Source organism: Streptomyces omiyaensis, from assembly GCF_014650895.1.
Lineage (GTDB): Bacteria > Actinomycetota > Actinomycetes > Streptomycetales > Streptomycetaceae > Streptomyces > Streptomyces omiyaensis.
In genome coordinates, this window is sequence record NZ_BMVV01000009.1 from 229,414 (window position 1) to 247,926 (window position 18,513).

Below are 18,513 nucleotides of genomic sequence, written 5' to 3' on the forward strand. Positions count from 1 at the left end.
GGTTCATTCCCCCAGGTCGAGAGTGAGTTTGGTGACGGCGAACGCCTCGGCGTAGCGCGCGTGGCATTCGATGCCGCGGATCCGGGCGAGGCCGAGGAAGGCCTCCCGGTCGTACCAGGGCCGGTGCCGCTGCGAGGGGTAGTGCTCCTGCAGCAGCCGCACCTTCTCCTCGGCGGTCTCCGGCGTCAGCGGCTGGTAGGCCACCGGCCGGCCGAGGTCGCCGTCCCACTTGACGATCTCGTAGCCGAGCACGAGGTGGTCGCGGAAGGCGGTGGGGATCAGCCGCGCCAGGCCCCGGTGGTCCTGGTGGGCGTCCTCGGCGCGCGGGGCGATCACCAGGTCCGGGTCGGTCCGCCCGCGCAGCTCCTCCACCGCGGACTTGGCCTCCTCCCAGTGCGCGGGGAGCCGGCCGTCCGGCAGCTTCAGCACGGTCAGCCGCAGGTCGGCGCCCGGACAGAAGGCGGCGAGCGCGGCCCGCTCCTCCGCCTCCCGCTCCCCGCCGCCGCCGGAGAGCACCAGCGCGTCGACCCGGAGGCCGGGCCGCGCCCCGCAGAGCGTCAGCAGCGTGCCGCCGGCGCCGATGGCGATGTCGTCGCAGTGCGCGCCCACCGCGACGACCCGTTCCAGCGGCCGGGCCCCGAGCCGGATCACGCGCGGGCTCCGGCGTCCGCCCGCGCGCCGTCCCGCTCCCACACGGCCCACGGGCGGTCGCCCGTGGCGTAGGCGGCGTCGAGCGCGGCCCGCTCCTTCACCGTGTCGGTCGGCTTCCAGAAGCCGCGGTGCCGGTGCGCCACCAGCCGGCCCTCCTTGGCGAGACCGGCGCAGCCGTCGGCGACCAGGTCCCCGTCCTCCGGTATGTGGTCGAAGACCTCCTGGCGGAGCACGAAGTAGCCGCCGTTCTCCCACAGCGGCAGGTCGCTCACCGCGGTGATCCCCCCGACCAGGCCGTCCTCGCCCAGCTCCACGCAGTGGAACGAGGACTGCGGCGGCACCACCATCATCGACGCGCCGGCGTCGCGCGCGGCGAAGCGGTCGATCATCTCGTCCAGCGGCGCGTCGGTGAGCACGTCGGCGTAGTTGGCGAGGAACATCTCGTCGCCGTCCAGGTGGTGGCGCACCCGGCGCAGCCGCTCGCCGATCGGCGACTCGATGCCGGTCTGCGCGAACGTGATCGTCCAGTCCGATATGTCGGTGGACAGCAGCTCGGTCCTCCCGCCCCGGAGCACGAAGTCGTTGGACGCGGTCTCCTCGTAGTGGAGGAAGAAGTTCTTGATGTGGTCCGCCCCGTAGCCGAGGCACAGGATGAACTCCCGGTGCCCGAAGTGCGCGTAGTAGCGCATGACGTGCCAGATCAGCGGCCTCGGGCCGACCATCGCCATCGGCTTGGGCACGTCGTCGGAGGCACCGCTGCGCATCCGCATCCCGTAACCGCCGCAGAACAGAACGACCTTCATGACGTCACCTCGACGATGCTCAGCTCCGGGATGGGGAAGACGAGACGGCCGCCCCACTCGTGGACGAAGGACAGCTGCTCGACCAGCTCGGTCCGCAGGTTCCACGGCAGGACCAGGACGTAGTCGGGCCGGTCGGCGGCGATCCGCTCGGGCGGCAGGATCGGGATGCGGGTGCCCGGGGTGTACCGGCCGTGCTTGTAGGGATTCCGGTCGACCGTGTACGCCAGCAGGTCGGGCCGGATGCCGCAGTGGTTGAGCAGCGTGTTGCCCTTGCCGGGCGCGCCGTAGCCGACGACCGTCTCGCCGCGCTCGGCCGCCTCGACGAGGAACCGCAGCAGGTCCCTGCGCACCTTCGCCACCCGCGCCGAGAACTCCGTGTACCCGGACAGCTCCTGGAGCCCGGCGGCCTTCTCCCGGTCCAGGACCTCGGCCACCCGCGCGGTCGGCTCGCCGGCCGCCCCCTCCGGCCGGGCCCACAGCCGGAGGGAGCCGCCGTGGGTCGGCAGCAGCTCGACGTCCACCAGCGTGAGCCCGCCGCTCGCGAGCGCCCGGGCGGCGGACGCGACCGTGTAGTACTGGAAGTGCTCGTGGTAGATCGTGTCGTACTGGTTCTCCTCGATCAGCGTCAGCAGGTGCTGCACCTCGACGGAGACCCAGCCGTCGTCGGCGACCAGGGCCCGCAGCCCCCGGGTGAAGCCGGTCACGTCGGGGATGTGCGCGTACACGTTGTTCGCCACCACCAGGTCCGCCGGACCGTGCTCGCCGCGGACGGCGGCACCGGTCTCCGGGGACAGGAACGCGGTGAGCGTGGGCACGCCCGCCTCCCGCGCCACCGCGCCGACGTTCACCGAGGGCTCCACGCCGAGGCAGCGGATCCCCCGGTCCACCACGTGCCTCAGCAGGTACCCGTCGTTGCTCGCGACCTCGACGACGAACGCGTCCGCCCCCAGACCGAGCCGCTCGACGGCGCCCTCGACGAAGGTGCGCGCGTGCTCCACCCACGAGGTCGAGTAGGAGGAGAAGTACGCGTACTCCCGGAAGGTCTCCTCCGGCGCGATCAGCGGAGGCAGCTGTGCCAGCCAGCAGTCGGCGCACACCCGCAGGTGCAGCGGGTACGCCGGCTCCGGCAGGTCCAGCTGGTCCTCGGCGAGAAAGCTCTCGCACGGCGGCGTCGCCCCGAGGTCGACGACGCTGGTCAGCGCCGTCGAGCCGCACAGTCGGCAACGTGTCATCTGCTTCCCCCATCCCGCTCGCGCGGGCGGACCCGCGGCGAGCCAGTCGTTTCCCCTGAGGGCGGCGGGACGACCCCGCCGCCGGACCGGCCCGCGATCACGGACCGGTACTCCTCCTCCAGGCGCGCGAGGCCGACGGCCGGGCCGAAGCCCCGCTCGTACCGGCTCCGGGCCGCGAGCCCCATCTCCCGGTTGCGGACCGGGTCGGCCGTGATCCGCCGCAGACCGTCCGCGAGCGAGCCCGCCTCGCCCGGCCGGTGCAGCAGCCCGGTCACCCCGTCCTCGACGAGCTCGACGAAACCGCCGTGCCCGGCGGCGACGGCCGGGACCCCGGCCGCCATCGCCTCGGCGACCACCAGACCGAAGGTCTCCTTCGCCAGTGAGGGGGCCACCACCGCGACCGCCCGCGCGACCGCCTTCCGGCACTCCTCCGGGTCGTACAGGCCGGCGTACCGGACGTCGTCCCGGCCCGCCGCCCAGGCGGTCACCTCCGGCTCCAGCGGTCCGGCCCCGGCGACCACCAGCGGCACGCCCACCCCTCCCTCCGCGGCGAGCCCGTCCCACGCGGCCATGAGCAGCCGCACGCCCTTCGGCTCCGCGAGCCGGCCGAGGAAGAGCAGGTGCTCTCCGCCGCCGGTCCTGCGGATGCCCGGGTCGGGCACGAAGTTGTGCTTCACCACCAGCCGTTCGGCCGGCATGCCGGAGCGCACCAGCACGTCGCGCTGGGCGGCGGAGATGCAGAGGAACCGGTCCACCCCCGACCACCACCGCCGCCGGTTGACGCTCTGGCCGACCGCGAGCGGCACCGTCGCCAGCCGCGAGTCCCGGTAGCAGCCGTGCCGGACCGCGGGCAGCGACGTGCGCGTCCCCACGCACTCGGAGCACGGCCGGCCGTCCCGGTGCAGGGTGCCCGGCGGGCAGACCTGCGTGTAGTTGTGCAGCGTGGCGACGACGGGCACCCCGGCGTCCGCGCAGGCGGCGAGCACGGCGGGGGAGAGGAGCGGGAAGACGTTGTGGACGTGCACCACGTCCGGCCGGTCGGCCCGCAGCCGCGCCGCGAGCTCCGTCCGCACCCCCGGGTTCCACGGCACCAGCAGCGGCACCGCGACCTTGCCGAGCAGGGACCGGCCGGCGATGTCGTCGCTGCGCCGCTCGAAGAGCTCCACCCGGTGTCCGGCCGCGCGCAGCAGCCCCACCTCCTCGTCGACCACCCTGTTCTCCCCGCTCGGCTGCGCCGAGGAGTAGCGGTTGTGCACCACCAGGACATGCATGCTCAGGTCACCTCCGGGCCCATCGCGGGACGCGTCGTCGGGGGGTGTCGGCCGCCGGGAGCGGCGCCGCCGGGGCGGGCACCGCGAGCAGCGAGGCCGCCAGGGTCAGGTGCAGCAGATAGGCGGAGGCGTCGCCGAGCCCCACCTCGGTGTACGAGGAGAGGGCGCAGTAGCCGATCAGGAAGATCGCGCAGGCCCGCGGCAGCGACGGCGGCCGCAGCAGCGCCACGCCGCCCAGGGCGATGATCATCGCGGCCACGATCGCCACGCCCACCAGGCCCTGCTCGTGGTAGACCGCCAGCCAGCTGTTGTCGATCGGCAGGCCGTCGAAGGACTTGTCGCTCAGCCCCACCCCGAAGGCCTCCTCGCCGGGCGTCCGGGGCGCCGCGAGCAGGGCGTCCCACACCTTGGCCCGGCCGGTGAGGTTGGAGAAGTTCTCCTGGCTCTGCCCGCGCAGGAACCACGTCCGCAGCGCCGAGCTGAAGACCACCGCCGCCACCGCCGCGCACAGCACCGCCCAGGCGAAGAACCGGCGGGCGGCCCCGCTGGTCAGCACCAGCGAGCCGATCGCCAGGACGAGCCCGATGACCAGGCCCAGCGTCGCCGTCCTGGTGTGCGTCATCGCGAGCAGCACCAGCGACGGCACGATGACCAGTGCCGCGCCCGCCCCGCCGGTCCTGCGGCCGAGGAGCAGCAGCACGGTGAGGCCGATGACCACGGCGGCGTACTGTCCGATCTGCGGCGGGGTCAGCGGCCACAGGGCGCCGACGAGGCGCCCCCCGTAGTACTCCGGCAGGGCGGTGCCCGGCGCGACCGCGAGGCCGACGGCCACCAGCACGAGCACCGCGAAGTACATCCGGACGTGGTACCGGACGAAGGTCAGGCTCCCGTCCCACCAGCGGCTCAGCAGCCACAGCGTGGCCACGAACAGCGCCAGCCGCGCGCACCGGAACAGGGCCCCGAGGCCGACCTCCAGCTGCACGCTGGCGATCAGGCTCGGCACCAGCAGCAGCGTCAGCAGGAAGACGAAGGCGCTGGGCCGGATCCGCACCCGCGGATTGAGGGCGAGCGCCAGCGCGAACGCGGCGACCAACGCCCCCATCGTGCCCATCTGGATGAGGGAGCGGGGGAGCGGGACGACCGTCTTCGCCCCGGCGGACCCCAGCGTGTTCAGTCCGAGCAGCGCCCAGGCCACCCCGACGCCCTTCGGCGTCCCGGACACCGCGGGAGCGGCACCGCTCGGGCCCGGGGCGTCCGCGGAGCCGGGAGCCGCACCGGAGGCCGAGCCGGAAGCCGCACCGGAGGCCCCGCCGGACATCCGGCCGGAAGCCGCGCCGGACGCCCCGCCGGAGGTCTCGCGGCGGGTCGGTTCTCCGCCCATCTCAACCACCGGCCCGCGGCTCGAAGGTGCTGCCCGCGTCCTGCCGGTGGGGCGCGCCCCGCCACTGCCCGGCGTCGAGAACCCCGCCGAGACCGCCCGCGGCGAAACTCCACGGCCCCCGGTAGACGTTGGCGTGCCAGCGGTTCCCCTGCCGGTGGGCGATCGCCTCCGCCACCCCTGCGCCCCGGTAGGGCGACCAGTCCGGCGCGGTGCCCTCGTTGGCCACCACCGCCATCCGGCCGCACTCCGCCGCGCACCCGGCGGCGGCCGGATCGAGGAGGAAGAGGTTGTCGTGGATGTCCACCCGCTGCGTCTTCCACCGGCAGTCGGAGCGGAGCGGCTCCTCGGCGATCGCCGGCGGCGCGCAGCGGCCGGCCCCCGCCACCAGGAGCGTGCAGTAGCCGGCCGAGGTGTTGGCCGGGCTGTTGCAGAACCGGTCGGCGTTCTCCCACAGGGTGATGCCGTTCCAGTTGTCCTCCAGCACGTTGCGGTAGACCTCGATCCTGTCCGTGCGGGCCCGGACGCGCGGCTCGCCGCCTGCCTCCGACAGATAGACGGTCGCGTACGGGAAGTCGTCGCCGCGCCCGGCCGCCGCACGGCCCTCGACCCGGTTGTTCCGCCGGATCGTGTTGTCCCGGACGACCGCGTTGTAGCTGGTCTCGTACATCAGCGCGGCACCGTCGTTGGCCTCCAGGACGTTGCCCTCGAAGAGGAAGTCGTTGTTGTTGGTGTCCGCCCACAACCCGGCGCCGCGGTTGTCGTGCACCCAGTTGCCGCGGACGTCGGCGCCGTCGACGGCCCAGAACTTCACGCCGCCGGTGCAGCCGCAGCCCGGCTCGCGCCGCTCCCAGTCGTCGGTGTTGTTGCCCGTGATCTCGTTGCCCTCCACCACCAGACCCCGGATCGAGTCCCCCGCCTTGTACGCGTTCATGCCGTACTGCCCGTTGTCCTTGAGACAGCTGGCGCGCAGGTGCTGGCGGGCCCCCGCCATCAGACCGGCCCCCGCGTTGTCCCGGATCGTCGTGTGCTCGATCACCCATCCGTCGGCCGAGTCGTGGTTGACCACGCCCTCGTCGCGGGGCGCGACGAACCCCCGCACGGTCAGGTGCCGGAGGGTCACGCCGGCGGCGGTGCCGCCGAACGCGTACTGGTTGGTCCGGCGGCCGTCGAGCACCGAGCCCGGCGCGCCGAGGTAGCGGTTGCCCTCCTTGGGGATCACCTGCGCGTAGGCCTCGGGCTCCAGCCGGTGCTCGCCGGGGCGCAGCCAGAACGTGGTCCCCGCGGGACTGCGCTCCGTCTTCGCCGCGAGGTCGCCGACGACCGAGGGGTCGACGACCACCGCACCCGCCGGTGCCTTCGCCGGCCCGGCCGCGGGCGCGTCGCAGACCCGGGCCACGGCCGCCGTCGCCGACGACGGCGCGGCCGGTGCCGCCGCCGGCCGTGCCGCCGGGGCGCCCTCGCAGCCGGTCGCCGCCAGCAGCGCCAGCGCCACCGGCACCGCCCGGCGCCGCCACGTGATCCCCACGCTCCCCCTCCCCCCTAGCCGTGGAACCCGAGCACGGTGGTGAACCCCCGCATGCCGTCGGCGAAACCGCTGCCGACCAGCGTGGTGCTGGGCTCCTTGCGCCCGAAACCGGCGGAGTACCAGCCCAGCGGCGGCGAGGTCTCCCCCCGGTGGGCCCGCCAGGACAGCTCCCCGGGCAGGTCGAGCACCGCGGAGCGGTCCTCGCCGTCCCGCGTCCAGCGGAGCACCGCGCGGTTCCCCTCCAGCTCCGCCGCGATCGCCGGGCCGAGGTGGAACGCCAGACGCACCGCCGTGCGCCCGCCGGTCACCTCGTCGACCACGCGCAGCTCCCGGTTCCCGCCGTCCAGCTCCACCCGGCGCCGGTGCACGGCCCCCTCGTACCCGTCGTGCTCGGCGCACCACCGGGCGGTGTCCCCGCCGGAGGCGTCCGCGACCAGGACGCGGCTGCGGGCGTGCCGGGTCCACAGGAACGGGCCGCCGGAGACGGACTGGTCGGTGCCGCCCAGCTCCAGGGTGTTGTGGCCCAGGGTCGACCGGAAGTACCGCCGCCACTCGGGCTGCCCGTGGTAGCAGTACGTCCCCGGGTCGGCGAGCACGTCGACGCCGTCGTGCCGGACCTCCACCGACAGCGCGTCCGCGTGGGCGTGCGCCGCGATCGACAGGAAGCCGTGCGGACCGCCGTCGCAGCGGCACCAGATCCCCCCGGGACCGCGCAGGACGGTCAGACCCGCGTCGGCGAAGTGCGCGGGCCGGCTCGCCGGCCGGCGCACCGCGGGCGTGCCCCCGCCCTTCCCGTACGGCCGGACGAGCGCGGCGAGGAGCGTCGTGCGCACGTCGGTCCCGGTCACCTCGGGCCACCAGTCGAGCCGGCCGAACACCGCCTCCCCGGTGGCCAGCAGCGAGCCCCACCGGTCGGTGCCCGCCCCGTCCACGACGAGCCCGTGCCCGTCGTCCGCGTCGCCCTGGCGCGGCGGCCGCAGCCGCCCGTCCACGACGGCCGCGAGCGCGTCGGTCATCCGCAGCAGCACCAGCCGGACCGCGGCCGGGACCGGCACCCGGGCGGCGTCCGCCTCGGCCAGCGCGGCCAGGCCGAGTTCGAGGACCAGCCCGTGGTACTCGGAGGCCAGCTCGCGGTTGAGCCCGGACGGGAAGGTGTTGCTCCGCAGGTGCCGTTCGAGGGAGCGCAGCGCGTCGGCCCGCCACCGCGCCGACGCGGGGAACCAGTCGAACGCGCAGGCCGCGGCGAACTGCCCGGCGGCCTCCGCGACGACGTGGTTGTTGGCCGATGAGCCCCGGCTCGGGAAGGCGGCCAGCCAGCGCTGGTGGTGCCAGATCTGGCTCACCGCCACCGGGTTGCCCTCGAAGAGGCCGGCCGCGCCCGCCCAGCCGTCGAGCAGCCGGCGGACCCACACCCAGGAGAGCAGCCGGATGCCCAGCTCGATGCCGCTGGTCCAGTGCACCCCCCGCAGCGGCGCGTTCGCCGCCCACCACGACCGCAGGTGCTCGGCGACCCGCTCCGCGTACCGCTCGTCCCCGGTGACCGCGTAGGCGGCGGCGAGCACGGTGAGGTACTGGTGCCGGGAGAGCTCCCAGATCTGCTTGATGTCGCCGACCGCCTCCTCGTCCCGGTACGGCACGTCGAAGGCGTACCCCCACGGGGCCCGGCGCCCGGTCTTCGGGTCGAACCACCAGTCCGGGTCCACCAGGTCGTCGCGCTCCACCCCGAAGTACTCGGCGTGCCCCGCCATCAGCCGGTCCGCCTCCGCGACCAGCCGCTTCGCCGCGTCCGGGTCCACCGAGGCGACCGTCCCGGCGGGCAGCACCGCGGTGAAGCGGGCGCCGGGCGCGCCCGGGCACTCCGGCCGTGCCGACCGCCACCTGCGCCGGCGCACCGTGTCGACCGCCCGGCCGCCCACCTCCCGCGGCCCCATCCGGGACAGCCGCCGGAGGTACCAGCCCGGGCTCCCCGCGCTCACGGTCATCGCGGCCCCGCCAGCGTCACCGGCGCGCCGGTCCCCAGAGCGGTCTCCACGGCGAGGGTGGCCGCCGTCGTCGCGACGAGCGACTCCAGCGGCACCGGCATCGGCCCGCCGCCGCGCACGGCCCGCACGAACGCGGCCAGTTCGGCGTTCTGGCCCTTGTCGCGGGCCTTCGGCAGCCGGGAGCTGACCCACCGCTCGGGACCGTGGACCGAGGCGCGGACGAAGTCGTCCAGCTTCAGCACCTTGCCGTCGGCGATCAGGTCGAGGGTCTCCTTGGGGAAGCCCGAGGGCCCGGTGGTGACGTAGCTGATGGTAGCGGTGGACCCGTCGGGGTAGCCGAGGACGACCTGGAGGTCCTCGTTGCCGGCCGTCGCCGTCGCGTACACCGAGACCGGATCGGCGCCGAGCAGCCAGCTCGCCGTGTCGACGAAGTGCCCGCCCTCGCCGGCGAACCGCGATCCCTCGCTGCCCTGCCGCAGGTACCAGCTGCCCTGCTGGAGCCGGCCCGCGTTCACCAGGTAGCGCAGGCTCGCCGGACCGGTCCGGGCGCCGAACCGCCGCCCGGCCTCCTGGAGCAGCGGCGCGAACCGCCGGTTGAAGCCCACCTGCAGGCGGTCGTTGCCGGACTTCTCCACCGCGGCCAGCACCCCGGCGAGCTCCTCCCCGGTGAGCGCCAGCGGCTTCTCCACGAAGACCGCCTTGCCGGCGAGCAGCGCCCTGCGCGTCAGCTCGGCGTGCGAACTGTGCCGGGTGACCACGAACACCGCGTCCACGGTCGGGTCGTCCAGCACGGCGTCCAGGTCGGTGGTGGCCGAGGCGAAGCCGAACTTCCGCTGCGCGTTGGCCGCCGAGAGCGCCGTCGTGGTCACCACCGTCGACAGCTCGACGCCCTCGCGCCCCACCAGGTGCGGCAGCAGCATCGACGTCGCGTAGTTCCCCGCGCCGACGAACGCGAGCCGCACCGGCCCCCGGACCGCCCGCGCCGGAGCCGCCCGCCCGGCGCGCCGCACCTCGGGGACGGTCACCGCCGGGGCCTGCGCCTCCTCGTCCCCGGCGCCCTCGGGGTAACGGAAGAGCACGGCCACGGCCTTCAGCTCGCCGTCCTCCAGGGACCGGTACGTCTCGACGGCGTCGTCGAAGTCGGCCACGTGCGAGACCAGCGGCTCGACGTCGACCCGGCCGCGTGCCACCAGGTCGAGGAAGCACGCCAGGTTGCGCCGCTCGGTCCAGCGCACGTAGCCGATCGGGTAGTCCCGACCCTCCAGTTCGTACTCCGGGTCGTAGCGCCCGGGGCCGTAGCTGCGCGAGAAGCGGACGTCCAGCTCCTTCTCGTAGTACGCGTTCCACGGCAGGTCGAGGCGGCACTTGCCGATGTCGACGACCCGGCCCCGGTCCCGGGCCAGCCGGGCGGCCAGCTCCACCGGCTGGTTGCTCGCGCCGCCGGCCGCCAGGTACACCTGGTCCACGCCGTGACCGCCGGTCAGTTCGGCGACGGCCGCCTCCACCGCCGGGGACGCGGGATCGCCGCAGGCCGCGGCGCCCAGTTCCCGGGCGAGCGCGCAGCGCGCCGGGTCCGGGTCCACGCCGACGACCCGGACCCCGGCGGCGGTGAGGAGCTGCGCCACCAGCTGCCCGATCAGCCCGAGGCCGATGACCAGCGCCACCTCGCCGAGCTGCGGCTCGCCCTGGCGGACGCCCTGGAGGGCGATCGAGCCGACGGTCCCGAAGGCCGCGTGCCGGGAGGCGAGACCCTCCGGGACCGGCGCGTAGAGGTTCTTCGGCACCCAGTTCAGCTCGGCGTGCAGCGCGTGCTCGTTGCCCGCGCAGGCGACCAGGTCGCCGGCCTTCACGTCGTCGATCCCGGCGCCGACCTGCTCCACCACCCCGCACAGCGAGTAGCCCAGCGGCGTGTACGAGTCGAGCTTCCCCATCACCTTGCGGTAGGTCGCGGGCACCCCGTTGACGGCCACGCTCTGCATGACCTTCGCCACCTGGTCCGGCCGGGAGCGGGCCTTGCCCAGCATCGACATGCCGGCCTCGGAGACCTTCATCAGCTCGGTCCCGGTGGATATCAGCGAGTAGGCGGTACGGACCAGCACACCCCCCGGCTTGCACCCGGGCACCGGCACGTCGAGCACCGCCAGCTCGCCGCTCTTGTAGTTCTGCACAACCTGTTTCACCGAAGTCCCCTTGTTTCCGAGCCGTCTTCTACGCCGCCGAGCGCGCGTCCCCGCCGGACCCGGAGGTCGCGTCGCGGTACCAGTGCTCGAGGGTCAGCACATGCCAGAGGTGCTTGGAGTAGTCCCGGTGTCCTGCGGCGTCCTCGGCGACCATGCGCGCCAGCGCGTCGCGCCGGAGCAGCCCCGACTCCACGAGCAGGCCGTCGTGCACCACCTCGCGCACCAGCGGGGCCAGGTCCCGGCTCATCCAGGCCCGCAGCGGGGCGCTGAACAGGCCCTTGGGCCGGTACACGATCTCCCGGGGCAGCACCGTGGCGGCCGCCTCCTTCAGGACGGCCTTCCCCTGCCGTCCCACGATCTTGCGGTCGCCGGGCACCGCGAACGCCGCCCTGACCACCTCGACGTCCACGTACGGCACCCGCACCTCCGTCGACGCGGCCATGCTCGACCGGTCGGTGTAGGCGAGGTTGAGCCCCGGCAGGAACATCCGCGCGTCGCCCAGGCACATGCGGTTGACGAAGTCGTCGAGGTCGTTGTCCCGGTACACGTCCGCGTGCTCGGTCAGCACGTCGTCGACCGTCCCCGCCAGGTCCGGGTCGACCAGCGCGAGCAGCTCCGCCCGGTCGTACAGGGTGTAGCTCCGCCGGAAGGCGGTCTCCTCCGGCAGGTCCGCGAAGGAGAGGAACCGCTTCGCGAACCGCACCGACCGGTATCCCCGGCGGGCCGAGGCGACCGGCAGCCGGTCGACCGCGGCCGACAGGCCGCGCCGCAGCGGCCGCGGCACGCGCTGGTAGCGCAGCGCCAGCAGGTTGGCCAGGTGCTTGCGGTAGCCGGCGAACAGCTCGTCGGCCCCCATGCCCGACAGCATCACCTTCACCCCGGCCTCCCGGGCCGCCGAGCAGATCAGGAAGGTGTTGATCGCCGCGGGATCGCCGATCGGCTCGTCCAGGTGGTACGTCATCCGCGGCAGCAGGTCCAGCACGTCCGGCGCGATCTCGATCTCGTGCAGGTCGACCCCGTACCGGGCGGCCACCTGCCGGGCGTACCGCAGGTCGTCCGGCATGGCCTCGAAGCGGGCGTCCTCGGCCCGGAAGCCGATCGTGTAGGCGGAGATCCCCGGCCGGTCGCGCGCGGCGAGCGCGGTCAGGTAGCTGGAGTCGAGCCCGCCGGAGAGGAAGGTCGCCACGGGCACGTCGGAGAGCAGGTGGCGCCGGGTCGACTCCGCGACGACGGCGGCGAGGTCCGGCAGTTCACCGGACCGGGCCCGCTCCCGCCCCTCGGCGGCGACCTCCCGCAGGTCCCAGAACCGGCCGCGGTCCGTCCGGCCGTCGGGCCGCACCCGCAGCCAGCTTCCCGGCGGCAGCTTCTCCGCCTCCCGGTACGCACACCGCGAGTCCGGCACCCAGTAGTACAGCAGTGAGGCCACCAGCGCCCCGTGGTCCACCTCCAGCCTCCCGCCGGTCGCCGCGGCGAGCGCCTTCAGCTCGGAGGCGAAGACCAGGCCCCCGCCGCGCCGCAGCAGGAAGAGCGGCTTGATGCCCAGCTGGTCCCGGGCGAGCACCAGCTCGCCGGTCCGCTCGTCGAAGATCCCGAACGCGAACATGCCGCGCAGCCGGGGCAGGCAGTCCGTGCCCCAGCGCCGCCACGCCTCCAGCAGCACCTCGGTGTCGGAGGTGCCGCGGAAGCGCGCCCCGGCCGCCGTCAGCTCGGCCCGCAGCTCGGGGGCGTTGTACAGCTCGCCGTTGTACGTCAGGACCAGTCCGTCCGAGACCATCGGCTGGGCCCCGGTGTCGGACAGGTCGACGATCGCCAGCCTGCGGTGCCCCAGGTGCACCTCGCCGTCACCGACGGGACGGCCGTACCGCCCCGCACCGTCCGGCCCCCGGTGGGCGAGGATGTCGGTGAGCCGGTCGGTCACGGCCTTCCCGTCCGGCCAGCGGTACGTGCCTGCGATGCCACACATGTCCTACCTCGCTCCCTGATCGCTGTCCGGTCCCTGCGCCGCCCAGGAGGGCAGCCGTTCCGCCCGCCGCCGTTCCGTCCCGTCCCGCCGGGCCGCCGGCCCGTCCGTGGCGTCCGGCCGGCCCGGTGCGGCAGGGGCGGGCGGGCCGGACCACAGGGTTCCGTCGGTGCGGTCCCGCGGGTCGGGGGCGAGCAGCACCACACCGGCCACCTGGACGTGCTGCTCCGCGAGCTGCCGGGCCACCGTGTGCAGCCACGCGACGCCGGCGTGCCCGGCCCGCACCACGAGCACGGTCCGCGGCCCGAGGAGGGGCAGCTCGGACCAGGCCGTCCCGGGCGCCACCGAGCCGACGCCGAGCCGCAGCTCCTGCCGCGGCACGCTCCCCGCGTGGTCGACCCCGACCACGGTCGGGTCGCCCGGCCTGGCCCGGCGGTCGGCGAGCCGCCGCCCGGGCAGACCGTCGACCACCACCACCGGGCCGTCCGCCGCCAGCACCCGCGCGAGGTCCAGGGCGAGCGCCGCGGCGTCGGGCGCGCACCCCAGCTCCAGCAGCGACAGCGGCTCCGCCGCACCGCGCGCGGTGCGGGCCAGGGAGGCGGCGAGCCGGGAACGCTCCGCCCCGATCCGCCGGCGCCGCCACGGCGAGGCCGACCGGCGGGGAAGCTCCCCGACCACCGAGGCGCCGAGGTGCGCCGCGATCTCCCGGCGCAGCACCGGCCGGTCCGCCACCACCGTGCCGACCGCGGACACCGCGAGCCCCAGGGCGAGCCCGAGGGCGAGCCCGATCGCCGAGTTGGTGGCGGCGGTCCCCGGCAGCGAGTTCCGCAGCGCGCGCGGCGCGTCCACGATCTGGGTGCCGGCGATGAGCCGGGGCGTGCCGATGCGCGCCTCCGCCGCCCGCTGTCCGAGGTCGGAGATCTGCGAGGTCAGCTCGGCCCGGCGGGCGAAGAGCGACTCCATGTCGGAGGAGGCCGGGGGCCCGCCCGCCGGGGGACCGTCCGCGATCGCCGTGTTGACCTGGGTCAGCTCGCCCCGCAGCCGGTCGCGCTGGTCGATCAGCGCGTCCGCCTCGGCGTTCCACGCCTCCCTTATCCGCCGCACGTGGTCCGCGACGAAGGCGTCGGCCAGCGCCCGGGCACGGGCCACCGCCTCGGCGTCGCTCTCCCCGGTCACCTCGATCTGCAGCACGTTGTTGGTCAGCCCGCTGCCCACGTAGTCCTTCATGAAGTCCTCGGGGCTGTCGGGGGACTTGAGGGCCTTCAGGGCGTCACCGGCGATCCGCGTCGTGTGCAGCAGCGCGGCGTCGGTGCGGATCAGCGTCCCGGGGTCGTTCGGCTGGTCCTCCTGGTGGGCGACCAGCACCTTGGTCACCGCGGTGGGCGGCGTCGGCAGCAGGACCGCCGAGCCCGCGCCGCCGAGCATCCCGAGCAGCGCCATGGAGCCCCACAGGCGGCGCCGCCTGCGGACCGCCACCACCAGCGTGTGCAGGTCGAGCAGCGGAGCCGCGGCCGACGGCTCCGGGGTCGTACGCGTCGTCACCCTGGGACCCCCGTCGTGTCGTCGACCGTGAGCGCCGGAGCGGCGGGCCGGGCGGGGCCCGCCGACCGGGTCGGCCGGGCCCGGACCGGGCCGGCCAGGACGATGCCGACGACCTCGTGCCCGGCGTCGGCGCACGCCTCGGAGATGCCGGAGAGCTCCCCGGCGGTCCAGCTGCCGGCGCTGAGCACGACCAGGGCCCCCGACTCGCCGTCGTGGTCCGGCACCAGCGGCTCGGAGACCGCCACCTCCACCACCCGCAGCCGGGGGTTCCCCCCGCTCGCGGAGGCGCCCTCGGCCTCGGCGAGGAGCTCGGCCGCGGCCCGGCGGGCGATCCCGTCGCCGTCCGGGACGACGACGAGGAGGCGCCGGGGAGCCGGCAGCACGTCCCGGAGCCGGGCGATCACCCGCCGGTAGCGGATCCGCCGGCCGGCCTCGTCGCCGGAGGCCCGGGGGACCGGCAGGTCCCATCGGACGTCCACCCCGAGGAGACGGCGGAACAGGGCCCACGGCCCGCGCCCCTCCCGCCGGTACGCGGCCCGGTCGCCCGGCACGTCGACGGTGCCGAGCAGCACCGAGCCGAGCGCCGCCGTGATCTCCGGTTCGGTCCGCGGCCGCCGGCTCACCCGCGCGGCGGCGAGGTGTCCGACGACGGCGAGCAGGAAGAACAGCAGGGCGCCCGCGGCGACGAGCTGGGTCCGGGTCGGCGGCGCCTCGCCGGACGGGCGGGCCGCCGGCCCCATGACGACCATGTTGGCCTTGCCGGAGGCCGGCGCGGCCTGCTCCAGCTTCTCCACGGCCTCCTGCAGCGAGGTCCGCAGCTTCGCGAGCTCGGTGCGGGTCTGCACGCTCTCCACGGACTTCCCCGTGCCGGCCGCGTCGGCCAGCTCGGTGATCCGCCGGTCGGTCCGCGTCACCAGCCGCCGCAGCGCCTCCGTCCGCGACGCGGCCTCCGGGTCGGTGTCGTCGCCGACGACCCGGGTGGCGAACGCCACGAACTCCTCGGCCACCTCGTCGGCGAGGCGCTGGGCGCCCTCCGGCGTCCCGGCCGTGCCCGAGATCCTGACGATGTTCCCCTCGGTCGCCTCGGCGCCCACCCGCTCGCGCAGCCCGGCGGCGTCGACGGCGGGGCGGCCGAGCGCGGCCGCCACGCGGTCGAGCACCACCGAGCTGGTGGCGATCTCCGCCTGCGTCCGCAGTTCGCGTTCCTCCCACGCCCCCGGCAGCAGCACCGACGCCGAGGTCGTGTACCGCGGCGGGAGCAGCACGGAGGTGCCGTACCCGACGAGCGCGCCCGTCACCACGAGGAGGGTGAGCAGCCGCCGGCGCCGGCGGACGATCCGCCCGATCGTGACCAGGCGTATGGTGTCGTCGCTCAACGGCGCGGCCTCGTCCCCGCCCGGCCCGGGACGGTCCCCGGCACCGGCGCGCGGTCGCGGCAGGCGGCTTCGTAGGCGGCGAGCAGCGCCCGCTGGGAGTGGCGCCAGGCGAGCGGCCCGCCGATCCGCTCCTGCCCGGTCTTGCCCATCAGGGCCCGCTTCTCCGGGTCGTCGAGCAGCTCCGCGACCAGCCGGGCGAACGCGGACTCGTCGTTGGCGGGCGCGTAGACGGCGGCGTCACCGGCGGAGACGCGCGCCTCCCGCAGCTCGAAGGAGACGATCGGCCGCCCCATCACCATGTACTCCAGGACCTTGTTCATGGTCGACACGTCGTTGAGCGGGTTGTGCGGGTCGGGGGAGAGGCACACGTCGGCGGTGGACAGGTAGCGGGCCAGGTCGGCGTCCGGGATCCGGCCGGTGAACTCCACCTGGTCCGACAGACCGAGCCGACGGGACAGCTCCACCATCGCGTCGAAGGTGTCGCCGCCGCCGACGAAGACCGCGTGCCAGTCGGAGCGTCCGACCTCGTCGCGCAGCTTCGCGAGCGCCCGCAGCGCGTAGTCGACGCCGTCCTGCGGCCCCATCACCCCGAGGTAGCACAGCAGATGGGGCTTGCCGCGCTTCAGTTCCGGTTCGGCCGGCACCGGGTGGAACCGGTCGGTGTCGGGCGCGCTGCGCACCACGAACACGTCCTCGGGGCTCCGGCCGCCGCGGCGCACCGCGACGTCCCGGTAGCTCTCGTTGGTGGCGAGCACGACGTCGGCGGCCCGGTAGGTCAGGCGCTCCAGCGCGCACACGCCGCGGTAGAGCAGGTCCTCGCCGCGGTCGAAGCGGGAGAGGTACAGCTCGGGCACCAGGTCGTGCTGGTCGAAGACGAACCGGGCGCCGCGCCGCTTCAGCCAGCGGGCCGCCAGGAACAGCAGGTCCGGCGGGTTGCAGGCGTGGACGACGTCGACCGGGCCGATCCGCCGTGCCAGCCGCACGGTGTGCCAGAGCGCCGCCCCGTACTCGCGCAGGTAGCCGGCGGGCCCTCCGGTGGCGGCGCGCAGCGGGTAGCGGTGGATGCGGACGCCGTCGATCTCGACCTCGGCCTCCGTGTCCCGCTTGGTCCCCTGCGGACAGATGACGTGCACCGTCCAGCCCGCGTCGCGGAGCGTCGTGCATTCCTGCCAGACCCGCCGGTCGAAGGGGACCGAGAGGTTCTCGACCAGGATCAGCGCGCGCCGGCCGTGCCGGTCGCCGCCCCTCGCTTTACCAGGCAAGGCCCACGTATCCCGGTTCGGCCCGGCGCGCGGCGGCGTCGGGGAGGTGGACGAGGTCGATGATCATCGGGCCGGTGCCGCCCCGGGGCAGCGCCGCGAGGACGGCCGGGTCCCTGGTCCCGACCAGGCACACCTCGGCGTGGTCGAGTACCTCGTCGACGGAGTCCGCGAGGAGCTGCGCGAGGTGGGGGAGACGGTTCTCGATGTACTCGCGGTTGGCTCCGAGGAGCCGGGCGAGGCTCACGTTGGCGTCGTGGATCCGCAGGTCGTACCCCTTGCCGAAGAGCCGCTCCGCCAGTTCGACGAGGGGGCTCTCGCGCAGGTCGTCGGTGCCGGGCTTGAAGGAGAGCCCGAACAGGCCCACCTTGCGCAGGCCGGTGCGCTCGACCAGTTCCACCGCGCGCTGGAGGTGGTCGGCGTTGGAGGGCAGGACGTGGGCGAGGATCGGCACCGAGACGTCGGCCCGCTGCGCCGCGTGGACCAGGCTGCGCAGGTCCTTGGGCAGGCAGGAGCCGCCGAAGGCGAAGCCGGGCCGCAGGTAGGCGGGGCTGATGTTCAGCTTGCGGTCGGCGAGGAAGACGTCGATCACCTGGTGCGAGTCGACCCCGAGGGCCCGGCAGACGGCGCCCAGCTCGTTGGCGAAGCCGATCTTGAGGCCGTGGAAGGCGTTGTCCGCGTACTTGATCGCCTCGGCCGTCGGGATCGGGACCCGGAACACCTCGCCGGGCAGACCGTCGTAGAGCGACTCGACCACGTCGCCGCTGGCCTCGTCGAGCTCTCCGACGACGGTCTTCGGCGGGTCGAAGAAGTCCCGCACGCTGGTGCCCTCGCGCAGGAACTCCGGGTTGACCGCGACCCCGACGTCCACGCCGGCGGTGCCCCCCACGTGCTTCTCCAGGATCGGCAGCAGCAGGTTCAGGCAGGTGCCCGGGAGCATGGTGCTGCGGAAGACGACGGTGTGCCGCCCGCCGCGCTCGGCCAGCGCGGCCCCGATCTCCTCGGTCACCCGCTCCAGGTAGGTGGTGCACAGGCTGCCGTTGGGCTCCGAGGGGGTGCCGACGCAGATCAGCGACACCTCGCTGTCCCGGATCGCCTCGCGGACGTCGCGGGTGGCGCGCAGCGCCCCGGTCCCCACGACCTCGGCGACGAGCTCGCCGATGCCCTCCTCGACCACCGGGGCCTTGCCGTCGTTGACCAGGTCCACCTTCACCTGGTTGACGTCCACCCCGACGACCTCGTGCCCCAGACTGGCCAGGCACGCGGCCGACACGCAGCCCACGTAGCCGAGGCCGAAGACACTGACCTTCATGACTCGTTCCTCCCCCCAGGCAGGCCGACGTGGCCTGCG

General features: G+C 74.8%; 13 protein-coding genes. All 13 read right to left on the reverse strand.

The window, feature by feature from the left end:
• Positions 1-3 precede the first annotated feature (3 nt).
• The 13 genes from IE287_RS17810 to IE287_RS17870 all read right to left on the reverse strand — a co-directional run bounded on the left by IE287_RS17810 (position 4) and on the right by IE287_RS17870 (position 18,474).
• Positions 4-651, reverse strand: a complete 648-nt coding sequence (locus IE287_RS17810; protein ID WP_189850029.1) for a PIG-L deacetylase family protein — start codon at positions 649-651, stop codon at positions 4-6.
• Positions 648-1,454 (reverse strand): glycosyltransferase family protein, encoded by an 807-nt coding sequence (locus IE287_RS17815; RefSeq protein ID WP_189850030.1) that lies wholly within the window; start codon positions 1,452-1,454, stop codon positions 648-650. The genes IE287_RS17810 and IE287_RS17815 overlap by 4 nt, the downstream gene beginning before the upstream one ends.
• Entirely contained in the window at positions 1,451-2,686 is a 1,236-nt protein-coding gene (locus IE287_RS17820) for a class I SAM-dependent methyltransferase (protein ID WP_189850031.1), read from the reverse strand. The genes IE287_RS17815 and IE287_RS17820 overlap by 4 nt, the downstream gene beginning before the upstream one ends.
• Positions 2,683-3,957 (reverse strand): glycosyltransferase, encoded by a 1,275-nt coding sequence (locus IE287_RS17825; RefSeq protein WP_189850032.1) that lies wholly within the window; start codon positions 3,955-3,957, stop codon positions 2,683-2,685. Before IE287_RS17825 ends, IE287_RS17820 begins: the two co-directional genes overlap by 4 nt.
• Positions 3,958-3,964: 7 nt before the next feature.
• The gene (locus IE287_RS17830; protein ID WP_189850119.1) at positions 3,965-5,275 is read right to left on the reverse strand and encodes an O-antigen ligase family protein; all 1,311 of its coding nucleotides are present in this window, start codon (positions 5,273-5,275) and stop codon (positions 3,965-3,967) included.
• Positions 5,276-5,339: 64 nt separating this feature from the next.
• On the reverse strand, positions 5,340-6,857 hold the full coding sequence (locus IE287_RS17835) for a right-handed parallel beta-helix repeat-containing protein (RefSeq protein WP_373307862.1): 1,518 nt from the start codon (positions 6,855-6,857) through the stop codon (positions 5,340-5,342).
• Between the two features lie 20 nt (positions 6,858-6,877).
• Positions 6,878-8,845, reverse strand: coding sequence for an alginate lyase family protein (locus IE287_RS17840; protein ID WP_189850034.1), 1,968 nt, complete (start codon positions 8,843-8,845; stop codon positions 6,878-6,880).
• The gene (locus tag IE287_RS17845; protein ID WP_189850035.1) at positions 8,842-11,025 is read right to left on the reverse strand and encodes a bi-domain-containing oxidoreductase; all 2,184 of its coding nucleotides are present in this window, start codon (positions 11,023-11,025) and stop codon (positions 8,842-8,844) included. The genes IE287_RS17840 and IE287_RS17845 overlap by 4 nt, the downstream gene beginning before the upstream one ends.
• Positions 11,026-11,053: 28 nt before the next feature.
• Positions 11,054-12,988 carry an asparagine synthase (glutamine-hydrolyzing) gene (asnB, locus tag IE287_RS17850; RefSeq protein ID WP_189850036.1) on the reverse strand — a complete coding sequence of 645 codons (1,935 nt, stop codon included), beginning with the start codon at positions 12,986-12,988 and terminating at the stop codon, positions 11,054-11,056.
• Positions 12,989-12,991: 3 nt separating this feature from the next.
• Positions 12,992-14,527, reverse strand: a complete 1,536-nt coding sequence (locus IE287_RS17855; protein WP_189850037.1) for a Wzz/FepE/Etk N-terminal domain-containing protein — start codon at positions 14,525-14,527, stop codon at positions 12,992-12,994.
• Positions 14,524-15,903, reverse strand: a complete 1,380-nt coding sequence (locus IE287_RS17860) for a Wzz/FepE/Etk N-terminal domain-containing protein (RefSeq protein ID WP_189850038.1) — start codon at positions 15,901-15,903, stop codon at positions 14,524-14,526. Before IE287_RS17860 ends, IE287_RS17855 begins: the two co-directional genes overlap by 4 nt.
• Positions 15,900-17,165, reverse strand: coding sequence for a glycosyltransferase family 4 protein (locus IE287_RS17865; RefSeq protein WP_189850039.1), 1,266 nt, complete (start codon positions 17,163-17,165; stop codon positions 15,900-15,902). Before IE287_RS17865 ends, IE287_RS17860 begins: the two co-directional genes overlap by 4 nt.
• The gene (locus IE287_RS17870; RefSeq protein ID WP_189850040.1) at positions 17,155-18,474 is read right to left on the reverse strand and encodes a nucleotide sugar dehydrogenase; all 1,320 of its coding nucleotides are present in this window, start codon (positions 18,472-18,474) and stop codon (positions 17,155-17,157) included. The genes IE287_RS17865 and IE287_RS17870 overlap by 11 nt, the downstream gene beginning before the upstream one ends.
• Positions 18,475-18,513 lie beyond the last annotated feature (39 nt).